Annotated in this window: 15 protein-coding genes; 2 read left to right on the top strand and 13 right to left on the bottom strand. The window is 73.2% G+C overall.

All coding sequences use genetic code 11. The annotated features are described in order from the left end of the window. Positions 1–206 precede the first annotated feature (206 nt). Both NZH93_RS17475 and NZH93_RS17470 read left to right on the top strand, forming a co-directional pair. Positions 207–3,167, top strand: a complete 2,961-nt coding sequence (locus tag NZH93_RS17475; RefSeq protein ID WP_259624159.1) for a glycoside hydrolase family 3 protein — start codon at positions 207–209, stop codon at positions 3,165–3,167. A gap of 118 nt (positions 3,168–3,285) precedes the next feature. Further along, positions 3,286–3,948 carry a Pr6Pr family membrane protein gene (locus NZH93_RS17470; RefSeq protein WP_259624158.1) on the top strand — a complete coding sequence of 221 codons (663 nt, stop codon included), beginning with the start codon at positions 3,286–3,288 and terminating at the stop codon, positions 3,946–3,948. On the opposite strand, the gene NZH93_RS17465 is transcribed toward NZH93_RS17470, so the two are convergent. The 13 genes from NZH93_RS17465 to NZH93_RS17405 form a co-directional block, all read right to left on the bottom strand. Further along, the gene (locus NZH93_RS17465; RefSeq protein WP_259624157.1) at positions 3,905–4,456 is read right to left on the bottom strand and encodes a GNAT family N-acetyltransferase; all 552 of its coding nucleotides are present in this window, start codon (positions 4,454–4,456) and stop codon (positions 3,905–3,907) included. The two genes, NZH93_RS17470 and NZH93_RS17465, sit on opposite strands and share 44 nt — an antisense overlap. Further along, complete coding sequence (locus tag NZH93_RS17460) at positions 4,453–5,937, bottom strand: ABC transporter ATP-binding protein (RefSeq protein ID WP_259624156.1); 1,485 nt, start codon at positions 5,935–5,937, stop codon at positions 4,453–4,455. Before NZH93_RS17460 ends, NZH93_RS17465 begins: the two co-directional genes overlap by 4 nt. Next, the gene (locus tag NZH93_RS17455; protein ID WP_259624155.1) at positions 5,934–6,710 is read right to left on the bottom strand and encodes an ABC transporter permease; all 777 of its coding nucleotides are present in this window, start codon (positions 6,708–6,710) and stop codon (positions 5,934–5,936) included. Before NZH93_RS17455 ends, NZH93_RS17460 begins: the two co-directional genes overlap by 4 nt. Further along, positions 6,707–7,657, bottom strand: a complete 951-nt coding sequence (locus NZH93_RS17450; protein ID WP_259624154.1) for an ABC transporter permease — start codon at positions 7,655–7,657, stop codon at positions 6,707–6,709. Before NZH93_RS17450 ends, NZH93_RS17455 begins: the two co-directional genes overlap by 4 nt. Next, positions 7,654–9,186 carry an ABC transporter substrate-binding protein gene (locus NZH93_RS17445; protein WP_259624153.1) on the bottom strand — a complete coding sequence of 511 codons (1,533 nt, stop codon included), beginning with the start codon at positions 9,184–9,186 and terminating at the stop codon, positions 7,654–7,656. The genes NZH93_RS17450 and NZH93_RS17445 overlap by 4 nt, the downstream gene beginning before the upstream one ends. After that, positions 9,183–9,971: a class I SAM-dependent methyltransferase gene (locus NZH93_RS17440; protein ID WP_259624152.1), complete on the bottom strand. Its 789-nt coding sequence runs from the start codon at positions 9,969–9,971 to the stop codon at positions 9,183–9,185. The genes NZH93_RS17445 and NZH93_RS17440 overlap by 4 nt, the downstream gene beginning before the upstream one ends. After that, positions 9,968–11,161 carry an MFS transporter gene (locus tag NZH93_RS17435; RefSeq protein ID WP_259624151.1) on the bottom strand — a complete coding sequence of 398 codons (1,194 nt, stop codon included), beginning with the start codon at positions 11,159–11,161 and terminating at the stop codon, positions 9,968–9,970. The genes NZH93_RS17440 and NZH93_RS17435 overlap by 4 nt, the downstream gene beginning before the upstream one ends. Then, positions 11,158–12,177, bottom strand: coding sequence for an enolase C-terminal domain-like protein (locus NZH93_RS17430; protein ID WP_259624150.1), 1,020 nt, complete (start codon positions 12,175–12,177; stop codon positions 11,158–11,160). The genes NZH93_RS17435 and NZH93_RS17430 overlap by 4 nt, the downstream gene beginning before the upstream one ends. Further along, positions 12,174–13,235 carry a PLP-dependent cysteine synthase family protein gene (locus NZH93_RS17425; RefSeq protein ID WP_259624149.1) on the bottom strand — a complete coding sequence of 354 codons (1,062 nt, stop codon included), beginning with the start codon at positions 13,233–13,235 and terminating at the stop codon, positions 12,174–12,176. Before NZH93_RS17425 ends, NZH93_RS17430 begins: the two co-directional genes overlap by 4 nt. Further along, on the bottom strand, positions 13,232–14,065 hold the full coding sequence (locus tag NZH93_RS17420; protein ID WP_259624148.1) for a Rossmann-like domain-containing protein: 834 nt from the start codon (positions 14,063–14,065) through the stop codon (positions 13,232–13,234). Before NZH93_RS17420 ends, NZH93_RS17425 begins: the two co-directional genes overlap by 4 nt. Continuing rightward, complete coding sequence (locus NZH93_RS17415; protein ID WP_259624147.1) at positions 14,062–15,324, bottom strand: ATP-grasp domain-containing protein; 1,263 nt, start codon at positions 15,322–15,324, stop codon at positions 14,062–14,064. Before NZH93_RS17415 ends, NZH93_RS17420 begins: the two co-directional genes overlap by 4 nt. A 197-nt stretch (positions 15,325–15,521) precedes the next feature. Then, positions 15,522–16,418, bottom strand: a complete 897-nt coding sequence (locus NZH93_RS17410; protein ID WP_259624146.1) for a class I SAM-dependent methyltransferase — start codon at positions 16,416–16,418, stop codon at positions 15,522–15,524. Next, the gene (locus NZH93_RS17405; RefSeq protein ID WP_259624145.1) at positions 16,367–16,987 is read right to left on the bottom strand and encodes a cysteine hydrolase family protein; all 621 of its coding nucleotides are present in this window, start codon (positions 16,985–16,987) and stop codon (positions 16,367–16,369) included. The genes NZH93_RS17410 and NZH93_RS17405 overlap by 52 nt, the downstream gene beginning before the upstream one ends. Positions 16,988–17,148 lie beyond the last annotated feature (161 nt).

Genomic DNA, 17,148 nt, shown 5'->3' with positions numbered 1-17,148 from the left:
GCGCATTCGACGGCTATTCGACTGTCGAATTCGTCGAACGCCCAGGTCGTGTCCGATTCAGTATTTCCGTAGCAGGTCAGAGCGTTGTGGGCGGCTACTCCGAACGCTCCTTGACCCCCTTGTAACAGCGGTGCAATAGTGCTGGGCGGTCCTGGGTGGATTTCATCGAACCGATTCGACGAACGATCTTCTGCGAAGGTGGAACCATGGGCGGAACACCGGTGAGGCGCGTCCTGGCACTGCTGGTGGCCGCGGTGCTGGCGGCCCCGGTGGGGGTCGGCTCCGCCGCTCCACCCCCGTTCCGCGACCCGGACCTCCCGCTCGCCGCGCGGGTCGACGACCTGCTCGGGCGGCTCACCCTCGACGAGAAGGTGTCGCTGCTGCACCAGTACCAGCCCGCGATCCCGCGGCTGGGCATGGCGGTGTTCAAGACCGGCACCGAGGCGCTGCACGGCGTGGCCTGGTCGACCGACTACGACCACAACGGCGACGTCGTCTACGCGGACGGAACCGTGTTCCCCCAGGCACTCGGCCTCGGCACCACGTGGAACCCGGACCTGGTGAAGAGGGTCGGCACGGCCGTCGGCACCGAGGCGCGCGGTTTCCACGCGCGCAACCCCACGGTGTGGGGCCTCAACGTGTGGGCGCCGGTGGTGAACCTGCTGCGCGACCCGCGCTGGGGCCGCAACGAGGAGGGCTACTCCGAGGACCCGCTGCTGACCGCCCGGATCGCCACCGCGTACGGCGGCGGCATGCAGGGCGACGACCCGGACCACCTACGGACTGCGGCGACGTTGAAGCACTACCTGGCCTACAACAACGAGGTCGACCGGTCCACCACCAGTTCCTCGGTGCCGCCGCGGATCCTGCGCGACTACGACCAGCAGGCGTTCGAGCCGGTGCTGCGGGCCGGGGCGGCGAACGCCGTCATGCCGTCGTACAACCTGGTCAACGGCAGGCCCACCACCGCGGAACCCGACCTCGACGGCGCCGTGCGGTCGTGGTCGGAGCGGGACATCGCGATCGTCAGCGACGCGGGCGCCCCGACGAACCTGGTGAACTCGCAGGGCTACTTCGCCACCAAGGCGGACGCCGCGGCGGGCGCGATCAAGGCGGGCCTCGACAGCTTCACCGACGACGGCGTGAACGGCGTCCCCACCGTCACGGCGGTGAAAGCCGCGCTGGCACAGGGATCGCTCACCGTCGCGGACGTCGACGACGCCGTGCGGCACCTGCTGTCGCTGCGCTTCCGGCTGGGCGAGTTCGACCCGCCGGGCCGCGACCCGTACGCGGGGATCACCCCGGACGTCATCGGCGCGCCGGAGCACCGGGCGCTCGCGCGGCAGGCCGCCGCCGAGCAGGTGGTGTTGCTGCGCAACGAGAAGAACGTCCTCCCGCTGAACGCGGGCCGGTCGAGGAAGATCGCCGTCGTCGGCCCGCTGGCCGACACCCTGTACGAGGACTGGTACAGCGGCACGATGCCGTACCGCGTGACCCCGTTGCAGGGTGTCCGGGAGCGGTTCGGCGGCACCGTGGCGTCCGCCGAGGGCGTGGACCGGATCGCGTTGAAGAACCCCGCCACCGGCCGCTACCTGACGGCGTCGACCGACCCGGCGGGCGGCGCGCTGGTCGAGGACGGCGGGACGGCCGGTGCGCCCCAGTCGTTCGACGTGTTCGACTGGGGCACCGGGAAGTCCACCCTGCGCACCGTCGCCAACGGCAAGTACCTCACCTACTCCGGCGGCGCGCTCGTCAACAACGCCGCCCAGCCCAACGGCTGGTTCGTGCAGCAGCAGGTGAAGCTGGCCACCCAGCCGGACGGGTCGGTCGTGGTCGAGTACGCGGGCAACGAGGTCACCCAACCCTGGTTCGGGCCCAACAGGTTCGGCGTGGTCGGCGCGGACGGCGTGCTCCGGTTCTCCGCGCCCGACGCGGCAGGCGCGACGAGGTTCTCCCGCGAGGTGCTGGCGGGCGGCGTCGACGCGGCCGTCGCGGCGGCCAAGGGGGCCGACACGGCGGTGGTCGTCGTGGGCAGCATGCCGTTCATCAACGGCCGTGAGGACAACGACCGCGCGAGCACCGAACTCGCCCCGGCGCAGATGGCGTTGGTCGACGCCGTGCGCGCGGCCAACCCGAACACCGTCGTGGTGGTGGAGAACAGCTACCCCACGACCGGTTGGGACGCCCACGACGTCCCCGGTCTGCTGTGGACGACCCACGCGGGCCAGGAAACGGGTCATGCGCTCGCGGACGTGCTGTTCGGCGACCGCAACCCGAGCGGGCGGCTCACCCAGACCTGGTACGCCTCGGACGCGGGCCTGCCGAGCATCCTCGACTACGACATCGCCAAGACCGGCATGACCTACCAGTACTACCGGGGCACCCCGCTCTACCCCTTCGGGTACGGCCTGAGCTACACGTCGTTCCGCTACGACAACGTGCGGGTGGACCGGCCCGTCACCACCGCGAACGGCGTGGTGCGGGTCCGGGTCGACGTGACCAACACCGGTTCCCGCGACGGCGCGGACGTGGTGCAGCTCTACACCAGCGCCCGCGACGGCCGCGCCCCGAAGGCCGACAAGCGGCTGCGGGCGTTCCAGAAGGTCGAAGTCCCCGCGGGGCAACGCCGGACCGTGACGCTCACGGTCAAGGCCGCCGACCTGGCGACCTGGGACGTGACGCGCGAGAAGTCCGTGGTGGAGGGCGGCCGGTACGACTTCTCGGTCGGCCGGTCGGCCACCGACATCGTCCGCACGCTGCCCGTCGTGGTCGCGGCGGACCGGATCCCGGACCGCGACCTCGGCAAACCGACGCAGGCGCAGAACTTCGACGACTACGCGGGCGTCACGCTCACCGACACCAGCAAGTCGGGCGGCACGTCGGCGTCGGTCGCCGCGGGTGGCCGGCTCGCCTACCGCGACGCCCGCCTCACCAACGCCCAGCGCGTCGCCGTCACCGCCTCCAGCCCGACCGGGGCCCGGCTGACGGTCCGCCTGGACGACCCGGTCGACGGCCGCGTCCTGGGCGTCGTCGACCTCCCCGCCACCGCGGACAAGTACACCTTCCGGACGGTTTCCGCCGACCTGGCGAGGGCGTCCGGCACGCACGACGTGTTCCTGGTGTTCGACGCCCCGGCGGTGGTGTCGACGTTCCGGCTGACCCGCTGACCCGCTGACCCGCTGACCCGTCACCCGGTCGGGCGGACTCGGCGGCTCCGGGTGTCGCCCGACCGGGCCTGCCAGTAGACAGGGTTCCGGACTCCGGAACCGCTGAGGGTTGGCACACATGGACAAGCGCACGACGGCCCGGCTCTGGTTCGGCGCGACGGCGCTGGTCGTCCTCGTGGGACTGGTCGTCCAGATGGTGTTGAGCGGGACCAGCGGCCGGGGCGACTCCGTCGGGGCCCGGCTGTTCACGATGTACTGCTTCTTCACCGTGCAGTCCAACGTGATCGTCTGCGTGACGACCGGGCTGCTCGCGGCGAACCCGAACCGCCCGTCCACGGTGTTCCGCGTCTTCCGGTTGGCGGGGCTGGTCGGCATCGCCGTCACCGGGATCGTCTTCCACCTCGCTCTGGCGGGCCTCCAGGAGTTGCAGGGCTACGCGGCGCTGGCGGACTTCCTGCTGCACACCGCGTCACCGCTGCTGACCGTCGTGGGCTGGCTGCTGTTCGGCCCGCGGGCGCCAGCCGGTGCCAGGGTCGTCCTGCTCTCGCTCGTGTTCCCGTTGGCGTGGCTGGTGTTCACGCTCGTCCGCGGACCGTTCGCGGACTTCTACCCGTACCCGTTCCTGGACGTCCGAGTCCTCGGCTACCCGGCGGTGCTGGTCAACTGCGTCGTCGTCGGGCTCCTGTTCGGCGCGCTGGCGGCAGGGGCCGTGGCGCTCGACCGGGTGCTGACCCGCGCTACCGGGCCAGCGGGATCTCGAAGTGCACGGTCTGGAAGCTGATCGGGTCGCCGTCGCGGTTGTCGTGGACTTCGGTGGCCGCCGACCGCCAGAACGGTTCGGCGCCCTCGATCCGCGTGTCGGTGTGCAGGTACAGGCGTTCGTAGCTCGGGATGTCGGCGACGAACTCCGTCGCCAGCGCCACGAGCGCCTTCGCCAGGCCGCAGCGGCGGTGCTCGGGCCGCACGTACACGCGGAAGAGCTGCGCGGTCGGTCCGGACGGGTATCGCTCGGCGAGCCACGCCGGGTGCGGCGGGCTCTTCGGCGCGGTCGAGCGGACGCCGGTGGTGGCCACGACCTCGTCGCCCTTGGTCGCCACGAACAGCGCGTGCCGTTCGGGGACCAGGTACGCCCCGGCCAGGTCGACCACGTCGGCGTGCCACTCGGGCCGGTAGCCGTAGCCGAACTCGTGGTAGAAGGTGTCCAGCATGACGCTGCGCGCGCCCGGCAGGTCCGCCTCGGTCGCGGGCCGGACCTCGTAGGGGCCGACTTCGCGGTGGTACCTGGTCACTTCCGCTTCTCCTCTGTTCGTCGGCCCGCACTGCCGAGCAGGCCGGTGGTCACCGGGTGGGTGGGGGAGCCGAGCACGGCGCGGGCCGGGCCCGCTTCGACGACGCGGCCCTCGTGCAGCACCGCGACGCGGTCCGCGAGCCGGGCGACGACGCCGAGGTCGTGGCTGATCAGCACGAGCGCGCAGCCGTGCGCGGCGCGCAGGTCGGCGAGCTGGTCCAGCAGCGCCGCCTGGGTCAGGGTGTCCAGGCCGGAGGTGATCTCGTCGCAGACCACCACGTCCGGGCGCGCGAGCAGAGCCCGGACGAGCGCGGCGCGCTGGAGTTCGCCACCGGACAGGCCCGCCGGGCGCCGGGCCGCGGTGCACTCGTCCAGCCCGACCCCGGCCAGCGCGTCCAGCGCGCCCCGTCGAGCGTCCGAAGTGGACGTTCCGCGCAGCCGCACGGCGGTGCGGGCGACCTGGTCGAGCACACTCCGGTGCTCGTCGAACGACCCCCGCGCGTCCTGGAACACGTACTGCACCGCCGCGAGGTCGGCACTGGAGCGGCGGCGCAGCGAGCGGGCCAGCCCCCGGCCGTCGAGCAGCACGTCACCGGTGCGGGACTCGTGCAGCCCGGCGACGCACCGGGCGAGGGTGGTCTTGCCGCTCCCGGACCGCCCGACGACGGCCAGGCACTCGCCCGCGCCGACCGCCACGTCCACCCCGTGCAGGACGGTGGCCCGGCGGTGGGTCGCGGTCAGGTCGCGGACCTCCAGCCGTGGCACGGTGTCCGGGGCCTCGGAGGGCACGGTGACCCGAGGCTGGGCGGCGACGAGGGCGCGCGTGTACTCCTGCCGGGGCCGGGTCAGCACGTCGTCGGCCGGGCCCGCCTCCACGACCCGGCCCCCGCGCAGCACCACGACCTCGTCGGCCAGCGCCCGGACGACGTCCAGGTCGTGGGTGAGCAGCACGACGGCCACGCCCTGCGCCACGACCGCCGCGAGTTCGTCCACGACCTCGGCGCGGGTGATCGGGTCCTGACCGGTGGTGGGCTCGTCGGCCACGAGCACCGCCGGGTCGCCGACCAGCGCCTGCGCGAGCACCACCCGTTGCTGCTGCCCGCCGGAGAGCTGGTGCGGGAACCGGCGCAGCAGCTCCTCGGGCACCCGTGCCCGCCGCAACGCCGTGGCGACCAGGTGCTGACCCCCGCGCGCCGCGGCGATCTCCCGGAACACCCCGCCGATCCGGCGGACGGGGTTGAGCACGCTCGACGGGTGCTGCGGGACGAACCCGACCCGCCCGGCCACCGAGACCCGGCCGGTCACGACGACGCCCGGCGCGTGCTCACCGAGCAGCGCGAGACCGGTGGTCGTCTTGCCGCTGCCGGACGCGCCGACCAGCGCGAGCACCCGGCCCGCCGCCAGCGCGAAGCTCACGCCGTCCAGCAGCACGGTCCCGCCCGCGACGGCTCGCAGGTCCTCGACGTGCACCACGGGGGTCACACCCGGACCTCCGAACGGGTTCGCAGTGCGCGGTCGAACACCAGGTTGAGCCCGATCGACAGCGACACGACCAGCAGCGCGGGCACGACGACCGCCCACGGCTGGAGGAACAGGCCGCCGCGGTTGCGGTCGACCATGACGGCCCAGTCGGCGGCGTCGGGCGGCACGCCGACACCGAGGAAACTGGCCGACGCCACCAGGTACAGGGCGCTGGTCAGCCGGGTGCCGACGTCGGCCGCCACGGTGCGGAGCATCGACCGCCCGGTGTAGACGATCGACGTCCGCCACCACGACTCGCCCTGCATCCGCATCGCCTCCAGCGCCGGGCGCCCGGCGATCTCCAGCGCGGCGGCGCGGGACAGCCTGGCCACGTCGGGGAAGTTGACCAGGACGACCACGCCCACCAGCACCGCCAGCCCCTGGCCCGCGATGGCCGCGACCAGGATCAGCACCAGCAGCGACGGCACGGCGAGCAGCAGGTCCAGCGGCCGCATCACCAGCTCGTCGACCAGCCGGAGCCGCGACGTCGCCGCGAGCACGCCCCACGGCACGCCGACGGCGTAGGACCCGAGCGTCGCCAGCAGCGCGACGAGCACGACCGTCCGACCGCCCGCGAGCACCTGGTGCCACACGTCCCGGCCGACGAAGTCGGTGCCCAGCAGGTGGTCCGCCGCGAACGGCGCACCCCTGGTCAGCTCGTCCGGGACGACCAGCGGCCCGAGCAGCGCGAGCGCCAGCGGGATGACGACCAGCAGACCGCCGACGGCCCTCACGCCAGCCCCGCCGATCGGGGCGCCAGCCGGAACGCGGCCAGGTCGGCGAGCAGGTTCACCAGCACGGTGGTGACGGCGAAGACGACCGCGAGCCCCTGCACCACCGGCAGGTCGCGGCCCGCGACCGCGTCGACCAGCGCGGTGCCCAGTCCGGGGATGACGAACACCGCCTCCACGACGATCACGCCGCCCAGCAGCCAGTCGGTGGTCCGCGCGACCTGCTGCACCGCCGGGGCCAGCGCGTTCGGCAGGGCGTGGGCGAACCGGATCCGCGTCACGCCGATCCCGAGCCTGCGGGCGTGCCGCACGTGGTCCGACGCCAGCGCGTCGATCATCCCCGCCCGCACCAGCCTGCTGATCGAGCAGATCGGCCGGGCGAGCAGCACCACCAGCGGCAGCACCAGCACCTCCGGGTGGGCGAGCAGGTTCCCGCCCGCGCCGACGGCCGTCGGCGGCAGCCAGCGGAGCTGGACGCCGAACAGGGCGATCAGGACGATGGCCAGCGCGAACTCCGGGATCGAGTGCAGCCCGACGCTGATCGCCGTGAGCACCCGGTCGAGCACACCGCCCTCGCGCAGCGCCGCCAGCACGCCGACCAGCACCGACACCGGGACGAGCAGCACGAGGGTGAGCACGGCGAGCGCCGCCGTGGGGCCGAGGCCGTCGAGCAGGAACTCCGAGACCGGCCTGCCGGAGATCAGCGAGACGCCGAGGTCCAGCCGGGGGAGGCCCGACAGCCACGCCCACCAGCGCTCCAGCGCAGGCTGGTCGAGCCCCATCGCCACCCGGATCTCCTCGATCCGTCGCGGGTCGGGGTTGTCGCCCGCCAGCGCGACGGCCGCGTCGCCCGGCAGGGCCCGCACGAGCAGGAACACCAGGGTCGCCACGGCCAGCACCTGGAGCACGCCGAGGCCGAGCCGCCGGACGGCGTACCGGCGCAGGCTCACCCCAGCCACACCCGGTCGAACCGCGCCCAGTCCAGGGTGTTCGCGGGCGCGGTCGCGACGCCGCCGACGTTCGGCGACGTACCGACGATCCAGTCGGCGAAGCCCCACATCAGGTAACCGCCCTGGGCGTGCAGGGAACCCTGCATCTCCCGGTACGCGGCGGCGCGCTCCGTCTCGTCCACTGTGGACACCGCCTTCCGGTACAGCGCGTCGAACTCTGGCCGTGCCCACTTGGTCACGTTCGTGCCGGAGTCGGACAGCAGCCGCTGCGCGATGTGCGTCTCGATCGGCATGGCGCCGGAGCGGAAGCTCGACAGCGACCCGTTCTTCAGCGTGTCCGACCAGTAGCTGTCCTTGTTGCCCGTGACGACCTCGATGGTCAGCCCGGACCCCTTGGCCTGGTCGGCGAACACCGTCGCCGCCTCGACCATCCCGGCCGCCGCCGTGGAGGTGTCGAGCCTGACGGTCAGCCCTTCCGCGCCCGCCTTGCGGATCAGGAACTTCGCCCGGTCCAGGTCACGGCCGCGCTGCGGGATGTCGTCGGCGTAGTGCTCGTAGCCCTTGCCGAACAGGTCGTTGCCGACCTGGCCGCTGCCGCCGAGCACCGCCTCCACCAACTGCGGCCGGTCGGCCAGCAGGAACAGCGCCTCGCGCAGGTCCGGGTCGTCGAACGGCGCGCGGTCCACCTTCATCGCGAACGACTGCACGGCGCTGTTCGGCGAGCGGTGCAGGGTCATCCGGTCGCTGCCGGTGTTGGCGCGCGCGGTCGTGGGCGTGAGGTCGTGCGCGTACTCGACCTGCCCGCCCAGCAGGGCGTTCGCCCGCGCCGACTCCTCGTTGGCGATCACGAACTCCAGCTCGTCCAGGTGCGGCGCGCCCTCCCAGTAGTCCGCGTTCCTCTTGAGCAGCACCGACTTGCCGGGGGCGAACGACTCGAAGCGGAACGGGCCCGACCCGATCGGCGCGGTGAAGTCCTCCGTCCCCTCCGGCACGATGTACGTCCCGAACGCCGCCAGCGCGTTGGGGAACTCGACGAACGGCCGCGTGAGCGCGAACTCCACGGTCCGGTCGTCGACCGCCCTGCTGTTGGGCAGGTCGATCAGCGACAGGCTGGACTTCGCCCGGAACGTCCGCTGGGGATCGAGGATCCGGGCGTAGCTGGCCAGCACGTCCTGCGCGCGCACAGGCTTGCCGTTGTGGAACACCGCTTCGCGCAGGGTGATGCGCCAGCGCAGGAGGTCGGCGCTGGGCTCCCACTTTTCCGCGAGCCGGGGCTGCGCGGACACGTCCTGGCCGAGGTCGGCGAGCTTGTCGAACACCGCCTTGGACCGGGCGGCCTCGACGAACAGGTTCGCCAGGTGCGGGTCGAGCACCTCCTTGGCGCCACCGCCCGCGAACGCCGCCCGCAGCCTGCCGCCACCGCGCGGACCGGCCGCGGCGGGGGCGGGCGCGTCGGTGGCGCAGCCGGTGAGCGTGACGGCCGAGAGCCCGGCTGTCAGCCCGAGGAAACCTCGGCGGGTGAGGGTCACTGGTGGGTCCTTTCGGTGAGGCGCGCCACGACGTGCAGGCGGTCCCCGGACAGGGTGGTGATCAGATCGGCGTCGGGTGTCCACGGCTCGTCGGTGCGCGGGCCGGGGCGGTCGAACAGGGCCAGCACCTCGAACCCGGCGAGGCCGAGCAGGTGCCGCAGCTCCTGGGGGAACAGCAGCCGCCACGCCGAGCGCTGCACCAGCGGCTCGTCCTGGCCGGGCCACTCCCAGGCGCGACGGCGGCGCAGGAGCTGGTCGGCGTGGTCGATCCACAGCTCGGTGTGCGAGGTGTACGGCACGTCCCGCCAGGTGACGGTCCTGGTGCGGACGCCGTCGAGCAGTTCGGTGCTGCCCAGGAAGAACGCGCCGTTGCGCATCTCGGCGACGAGCAGCCCGCCGGGCACCAGGTGCTCGCGGCAGCGGGTCAGGAACGCGTCGAGGTCGGCGTTGGTGTGGTTGTAGAGCAGGGCGCTGTCCAGGCAGGTGAGCACGTCGAACCGCCGCCCCAGCGCGAACGTCCGCATGTCGCCGAGCACGAACTCCGCGTCCGGGTGGTGTTCCCGTGCGTGCCCGACCATCCGCTCCGAGCTGTCCAGCCCGGTGACCCGGTACCCCGCGCGCGCCAGGTACCCGGCGTCGCGGCCCGTGCCGCAGCCGACGTCGAGCAGGGCCCGGCCACCGCCGAAGCGGGCCACCAGGTCGTGGACGAACCGCGCGGCCACGTGGTCGGGGTCGGGGAACTGGTGCTCGTACAGCTCGGGGTTGTCCGTGAGCAGGTTGGTCATCGCGCGACCTCCGGTCGGGTGAGTGCTCCACGGCGGTGCAGCCACGCGACACCGGCGGCGCAGACGAGGCCGATCGCCACGCACAGCGGCGACGTCAGCCACCCGGCCGCGCCGATGGTCCAGCCGATCGCCGCGTTCGCGAGCGCCGCCACCACACCGGAGGCGAGGTAGAACATGCCGAAGTACGTGCCCGCCAGCTCGTCGCGGCCGAAGCCGGGGACCAGCTCGTAGACGAACGGCTGGGCGATCATCACGCCGACGGACAGCAGGAACGTCGCGATCAGCACCGGCACGACGCCGTCGGCCACGGCCGTCGCGACGAACCCCGATCCCATGACCGCCAACCCGAGCGCGATGGCCGGACCCCGCGCCCGCCGGGCCGACAGCGCGCGGGTGATCCGCACCTGGAGGCCGAGCGTGGCGACCGTCGACACCAGGAAGATCAGCGCGACGACGCTCGCGGACCCGGTGGCGCGCTGGGCTTGCAGCGGCAGCACCAGGTAGAGCTGGTTCTGGAGGGCGAACATGCCGGTCAGCGCGAGCGTGAACGCGACGAACCGCCGGTTCGCCAGGCACTCCCGCCAGTCGCCGAGCACGGTGCCGCGTCGCGCGGGCACCGGCCGGGAGGGCAGCACGGCGGCCTGCGCGACGGTCAGCACCAGGAAGATCCCGGCGGCCACCAGCGCCGCGACGCGGAAGTCCCACAGCAGCAGGGCGCTGCCGAGCACCGGTCCGGCCAGCGCCCCGGCCTGGCCGAAGACGGCGAACAGCGCGAAGGCCTCGGCCCGGTCGGCTTCCCGCGCCTCCACGGCGATGTACGCGCGCACGGCCGGGTTGAACAACGCCCCCGCGAGTCCACTGAGGACTGATGCGGCGAGCAGCACGGCCACCGACTCGCCCACCGCGAACAGCCCGAACCCGACCGCCCGCAGCGCGCAGCCGACGATGATCACCCGTCGCGGCCCGAGCCGGTCCGCCGCCGTGCCGCCGACCAGGAACAGCCCCTGCTGGCTGAGCGTGCGCACCCCCAGCACCACGCCGATCGTCGCCGCGGACAGGCCGAGACCGCCGCCCAGGTACGTGGCCAGGTAGGGGATCAGCAGGTAGAAGCCGGTGTTCACGCCGAACTGGTTGACCAGCAGCAGCCGGACGGGCAGCGGGAACCGCCGCACCGAGCGCAGCGTGGTCACCGCGGCGCCACACCGAGGCCGGGAGCGCCGGACAGGCGCAGGACGCCGTCCTCGCCACCGAGGCCCGTCCACGGGTCGTCCGCGAGCAGGAGGTGGCCGTCCAGGTCGACCCACCGGGCGTGCCCGGACAGGTGCGCGGCGGGCGCGATGCCGAGCGAACTGGCGACCAGGCAGCCCAGCATCACGTCCACACCGGTCTCGCGAGCGGCGGAGATGATCTCCAACGCGGGCCCGATCCCGCCGCACTTGGCCAGTTTCACGTTCACGCCGTCGACGAGCCCGGCCAGCGCGCGCACGTCGGCCGCGGTCGCCGCGTCCTCGTCGGCGATCAGCGGGACGGCGCACCGGTCGCGCACCCACGCCAGTCCGGCCGGGTTACCGGGTGCGATGGGCTGTTCGAGCGCGTCCACCACCACACCGGCGGCGGTGAGCAGCTCGACGACCCGCACGGTGTGCTCCGGCGTCCAGCCGCCGTTGGGGTCGAGCAGCAGCCTCGTCCCCGGCGCGGCGGCGTGGACGGCGGTCACGGCGGTGACGTCGTGCTCCGTGCCGAGCTTGACCTTGAGCAGGGTGAAGCCCTTGGCCGCCAGCGCTTTCGCCTGGAGGGCGGCGTCCTCGGGGTCGGTGATGCCGATGGTGTACGCCGTCGGCGCGTCGGTCCACAGTGGAACCCCGGCCAGCGCGTGCACGGGCACCCCGCGCTCCCGGCCGATGACGTCGTGCAGGGCGGCGTCGACGGCCGCCAGCACGCCGGGCGGGTGGTCGAGCCCCGGCAGGTCGGCGAGCAGCGCCCCCGGTGCGGAGTACTCGACCGCCAGCGCCCGGAAGTCGTTGAGGGACAAGAGGATCCCGTCGAGGTCCAGGTCGTGGAAGACGCTCGTCACCACCTCGCCGTGACCGCGCAGGCCGTCGTGCTCCACGACCACCTGGACCGCGTCCCGCCGGGCCATCACCGAGCGCGAGATGCGCAGGGGCGTCCGCAGGGTGAGGCCCCGCACCGTCCACCCCAGCTTCACGCGGACACACCCACGGCCAGCCGCGGGTCGACCACGGACCGGCAGCGCGCCCAGCCGCCGACCTCGACGGCCTCGGCGTGGCCGATCTCCATCGGCCGGTCGGCCGCGGTGCCCAGCAGGCCGCGCTCGGCGCAGAAGTCGTCGTCGAAGATCGTGCCGAGGTACCGGTGCGGGCCGTCCGGGAAGATCGTCACCACGCTCGCGCCGGTCTCGACCCGCGCCACCCACGCGGCTACCAGCGCCACCGCGCCGGTGCTCCAGCCGCCCGAGACGAAGCAGTCCCTGGCCAGCCGCCTGCACGCGTCCACGACCTCGACCGGTCCGAGCCAGTGCACCTCGTCGAACTCGGAGTAGGCCACGTTGCGCGGGTAGATGCTGCTGCCCAGCCCGCGCATCACCCGTGACCGCGCGGGCTGGCCGAAGATGGTCGACCCCACCGCGTCCACGCCGACGAGCCGGACGCGCGGCCAGTAGCGGCGCAGCGCCGAGATCACGCCCGCGCTGTGGCCGCCGGTGCCCACGCTGCACACCAGGACGTCGACGCGGTCGAGTTGCTCGGCCAGTTCCCTGGCCAGACCGGTGTACCCGCTGGGGTTGTCGGGGTTGTTGTACTGGTCCGGCCAGTAGGCGCCGGGCAGGTCGTCGAGCACCGACCGCAGGCGGTCGAGCCGGGCCCGCTGCCAGCCGCCGGTCTCGTGCGGGCGGTCGACGACCTCCAGCCGGGCGCCGTGGGCGCGCAGCATGGCTCGCATCGACGGCTCCAGCTCGTCGTCCACCACCAGCACCACGGGGTGGCCGAGGACCTGGCAGGCGAACGCGAGTCCGATGCCGAAGGTGCCGCTGGTCGACTCCACGACCACGGCGCCCGGCCGCAGTTCGCCCCGGTCGCGGGCCGCCAGCAGCATCGCGACGGCGGGCCTGGCCTTCATGCCGCCCGCGCTCAGCCCTTCGAGCTTCGCCCAGAAACCGCTGTGCCGGTGGGGGAGCGGCGTGTCGATCCGGACGACCGGGGTCTTTCCGAGCAGGTCGAGCAGGTGGGTGTTCCGGCGTGGTGTCACGACGCGCGCTCCCGCTGGTACTGGTAGATGGTCGTCGGGCCGCCGTCGAGCCAGAAGAACGGGAACGGCTCGGCGGACACGGCGGTCACGCCCGCGCCGATGAACCACGGCAGCACGGCGCTGGCCGTCTGGGCGAACGCGACGACCGGCCGTTCGGCGAGGGAAGCCTTGCGCAGCAGCGGTTCGAAGCTGCCGTTGCCCACGGCCATGCCGGACACGAGCACGAGGTCGCAGTGCTCCACCGCGTCGAGCGCGTCCGTGACGACGGGCTCGTCCCACTCGGTCCGGCCGCCCTTGAGGTCACACGGCACGTACCGCAGACCGCGGGCGCGCAGGTGGTGCAGCAGCGAGTTCACCACCCCGACGACGAGGACGCGGTGGCCGGGTGCGGCTTCGAGGAGGTCGACCACGGCCGACGCGCGGGCAAGGGACTTCTCCAGCGACGAGCCCGCGCCCACGACGACCTGCCGCGCGCCGGACCGCTCGTGCGGGTGCGCGCTCATCAGGTACGCGTCCAGCGCGGCGGTCCGGATGGCCCGGCTGGGGTGGTCGAGCAGGTCCGCGGCGGTCGCGCCGACGCAGTCGTGCACGTCGGCGTCGGTGAGGTCGCCCGGCTCGACCGCGCACGACCCGACGGCCTGGTCGATCCGCAGGCTCACCACGGTGTTGCGGTACGACCGGCCCCTGGACGCGTGCCGCGCGCCCTGGCTGGTGGTGAAACCGACGCTCACGGTGGTGGACGCAGGGTCCGGGCCGAGCGCTCCGGCGCGGACCAGCGCGACCAGGTCGGCGACGGACGGGACGGGCTGGTGGGTCGACCGCACGCTCACGCGGGCTCCTCCGCGTACCGCACGGTCAGCCCGGCGACCGCCCGTTCGGCCTTGGCCCGCGCGCCCGTGCCGTCGACGTCGGTGACCACCACGTGGCCGAGGTAGGTGTTGTTGCTGGTGGGGTCGCCCGCGCGGTGGCCTGGAGGCTTGACCGACCAGTCCACGACACCGGGGTCCCGGTCGAGCGCGTCCACGCCGTCGACACCCGCGACGAGTCCCGCGCGCGGGGGCAGCAGGAACGAGATGGCGGCGCTGCTCACGCCGGTGCCCGCGGGCGTCAGCGACGGCGCTTCACCCACCGCGAGCTGGGCGAACACGGCGGGCAGGTCGACACCCGTCACCCGGCGGATCAGCTCGGTGATCTGGTTGCCCGCAGGCCGCGGGTTCACCTCGATCAGCCTCGGGCCGTCGGGGGTCAGCTTGACCTCGGTGTGCGCCACCGCGCTGTCCAGGCCGAGCGCCTCGATCGCCGCGACGGCCGTGCCCACCGCCGCGTCGCGGTCGGCGGTCGTGAGGTCGGCCGGGAACATGTGCCCGCTCTCGACGAACCACGGCTCGCCCGCGAGGCTCTTGTCCGTCACGCCGACCACGTGTGTCACGCCGTCGGCGGTCACCGTCTCGACGCTCACCTCCGGGCCGGTCAGCAGCTCTTCGAGCAGCACCGTCGGCACGCGCGGCTGGTCGCGCGCGTTGACCGGGAACGCCTCCAGCGCCAGGAAGGCCTCCCGGAGCTGGACCTCGTCGACGACCTTGCGGACGTGCATCCCGCCGCACAGGTCCACCGGCTTCACCACCAGCGGATAGCCCAGCCCGGCCGCCGCCTTCGCGGTCGCCGACCAGCCCTCGGCCAGCTCGAACCGCGGGCCGGGCACGCCCGCGTCCCGCAGCGCCGCCCTGGTGAGGTCCTTGCGGTAGGCGCGGTCCACGGCACGGGGATCGGGCCCCGGCAGGCCGAGGTGCGCGGCGACGGCGGCGACCGTCGACAGGTAGTAGTCGCAGGACGTGATCACGCCGTCGAAGCGCAGCACCTCGTGCAGGCGCTCCACGTGGGTCAGCAGCGCGGGCACGTCGTTCGTCTCGGCGGTGAGCACGTTCTCCGCCGCCAGCAGCGGGTGCGGGCCCGCACCCGGCGCCGAGCGCAGGTAGTGGTGCAGGTCGCGGGTGAGGAACGTGAAGCGGTGCCCGGTCTCGCGGATGGCTCTGGGCAGCAGCGAGCTCATCGCGCCGACCCAGCTCTCGATCATCAGCAGGTGCGCCACGCATTCCCCTTTTCCCGGCGGCGGGCCAGTCGGCAGCCTCGGGGGAATGGTAATCATTGTCAGTAATTTGGCGAGCGGCCTGCCGCGTGATGTGGCACACGGTGTTGATCACGCATGGATCGGTGACCGGACCCCGGCCGTGCGCGCCGCGCCGCGGCCGGGGTCCTCCTGTCGCCGCGCTCGGCCGTGTTGGACGGCTAGCGCGAGGGCTTCTCCGCGAACACCCACCTGTTGCCCGCCAACGGGTCGTCCGGTTCGGGCAGCGGGCCGCGGCCGTGGTGGCGGGTGAAGTCGAACGGCGTGTGCACCGAAGTGGACCAGCCGCGTTCCGCCAGCGCGCCGGAGGAGTCCGGGCGCGGCTCGGCGTCGAGCAGCGCCAGCAGGTCGAAGCCGACCTGGCCGCGCGCCGCGGAGTACAGCGGGTCGTCCTGGGTGTCCGGCAGGTCCCTGGCGAGCTTGACCTCGAACGCGACCGAACTGCCCGGCGCGCTCAGCCCGTCCACGGCGTCGATCAACCCCTCCTCCGCCGCGCTCGACAGGAACAGCAGCACCCCCTCGACCAGCCACGCCGTGGGCAGGGTCGGGGAGAAGCCCGCCGCGACCAGCGCGCCCGCCCAGTCGTCGCACAGGTCGACCGCGACGGCTTCGCGGACCAGCTTCGGGGTCGCGTGCAGGCCGTCGAGCACCTCCTGCTTGAAGTCCAGCACGCCCTCCCGGTCGACCTCGAACAGCACGAGACCGGGCGGCCAGTCCAGCCGGAACGCCCGCGCGTCCAGACCGGCCCCCAGCAGCACCACCTGGCGGGCGCCCGCGCGGGTCGACCGGAGCAGGTGGTCGTCCAGGACCCTGGTCCGCAGGCCGAAGTAGCGGGCCAGCCGACCCCACAGCGGGTTCGCGTCGCCGTCCGGCACCTCCCACTCGCGGACGGGCCAGTCCGCGGACGCCTTGGCCGCGCGGACGAAGTGCTCGGCGTAGAGGTCGCTCGCCAGGCTGTCGCCCCGGTGCGTCTCGATCGCGCGCGCCGCCGCGACCATGAGCGCCGTCAAGCCGACGCCGTCCTCCACGCCCGGATCCCGATGCTGGGTGCCGACCACTTGTCCTCCTCGTCCGTGAACAGCTTTTCGTGCGTGGTGGTGCGAGCGCCGTAGACCACGCTCATGAATCGCAGGATCTCCTCGTCCGGGAGGTGCATGCTCGTCGTGCAGTCCGTCAGGACCGTGACGTGGAAACCCTTCTGGAACGCGGTCCGCGCGGTCGAGTCGACGCACACGTCGGTGTACAGCCCCGCGAACAGCAGGTGCCCGATGTCCCGCTCGGCAAGGTGCTCCTCGAACCCGTCACCGAGGAACGCGTCGAAGCACGCCCGCTTGGTGAAGACCGCCTCACCCGGCGCGGGCGCGACCTTGTGGAACTCGGCGCCCCACGAGCCCTCCAGGCACCTGGGTCGCCGGTCCCGCTGCCTGCGCGGACCCCTCCGCACGACGTCGCCGAGGTAGCGGACGAACACGACCTCCGTGCCGTGCGCCCGCGCCGCGTCGACGGCCCGCGCGGCGTTCGACGTCACGGTCTCCAGCGTCTCGGGGGAACCGCGGTAGGCCGCCGCGGCGGCCGGGCCGGTGCAGAAGTCGTTCTGGAGGTCCATCACGACCAGCGCCGTCCTCACGAGCCCACCGCCCGCGCACGGGCGGGGTGGAACGCTCTTCTGACGGGGCCTGGTCGATCGACGGCAGCGCGCATTGATTTCTTCTCCGGATGTGGGATGACAAATACGAGAATCGCCCTGATGAATTTGTGGGCCTGTCGTCCGGTCGTCCCGTCAGATGG

It is taken from the genome of Umezawaea endophytica, from assembly GCF_025061645.1.
Classification (GTDB): domain Bacteria; phylum Actinomycetota; class Actinomycetes; order Mycobacteriales; family Pseudonocardiaceae; genus Umezawaea; species Umezawaea endophytica.
This window is presented reverse-complemented; position numbering and strand designations above follow the sequence as displayed.

Coding starts and splice junctions, on each gene's coding strand:
- NZH93_RS17475 (WP_259624159.1), top strand. CDS start 207: ATGGGCGGAACACCGGTGAGGCGCGTCCTGGCACTGCTGGTGGCCGCG.
- NZH93_RS17470 (WP_259624158.1), top strand. CDS start 3,286: ATGGACAAGCGCACGACGGCCCGGCTCTGGTTCGGCGCGACGGCGCTG.
- NZH93_RS17440 (WP_259624152.1), bottom strand. CDS start 9,971: ATGACCAACCTGCTCACGGACAACCCCGAGCTGTACGAGCACCAGTTC.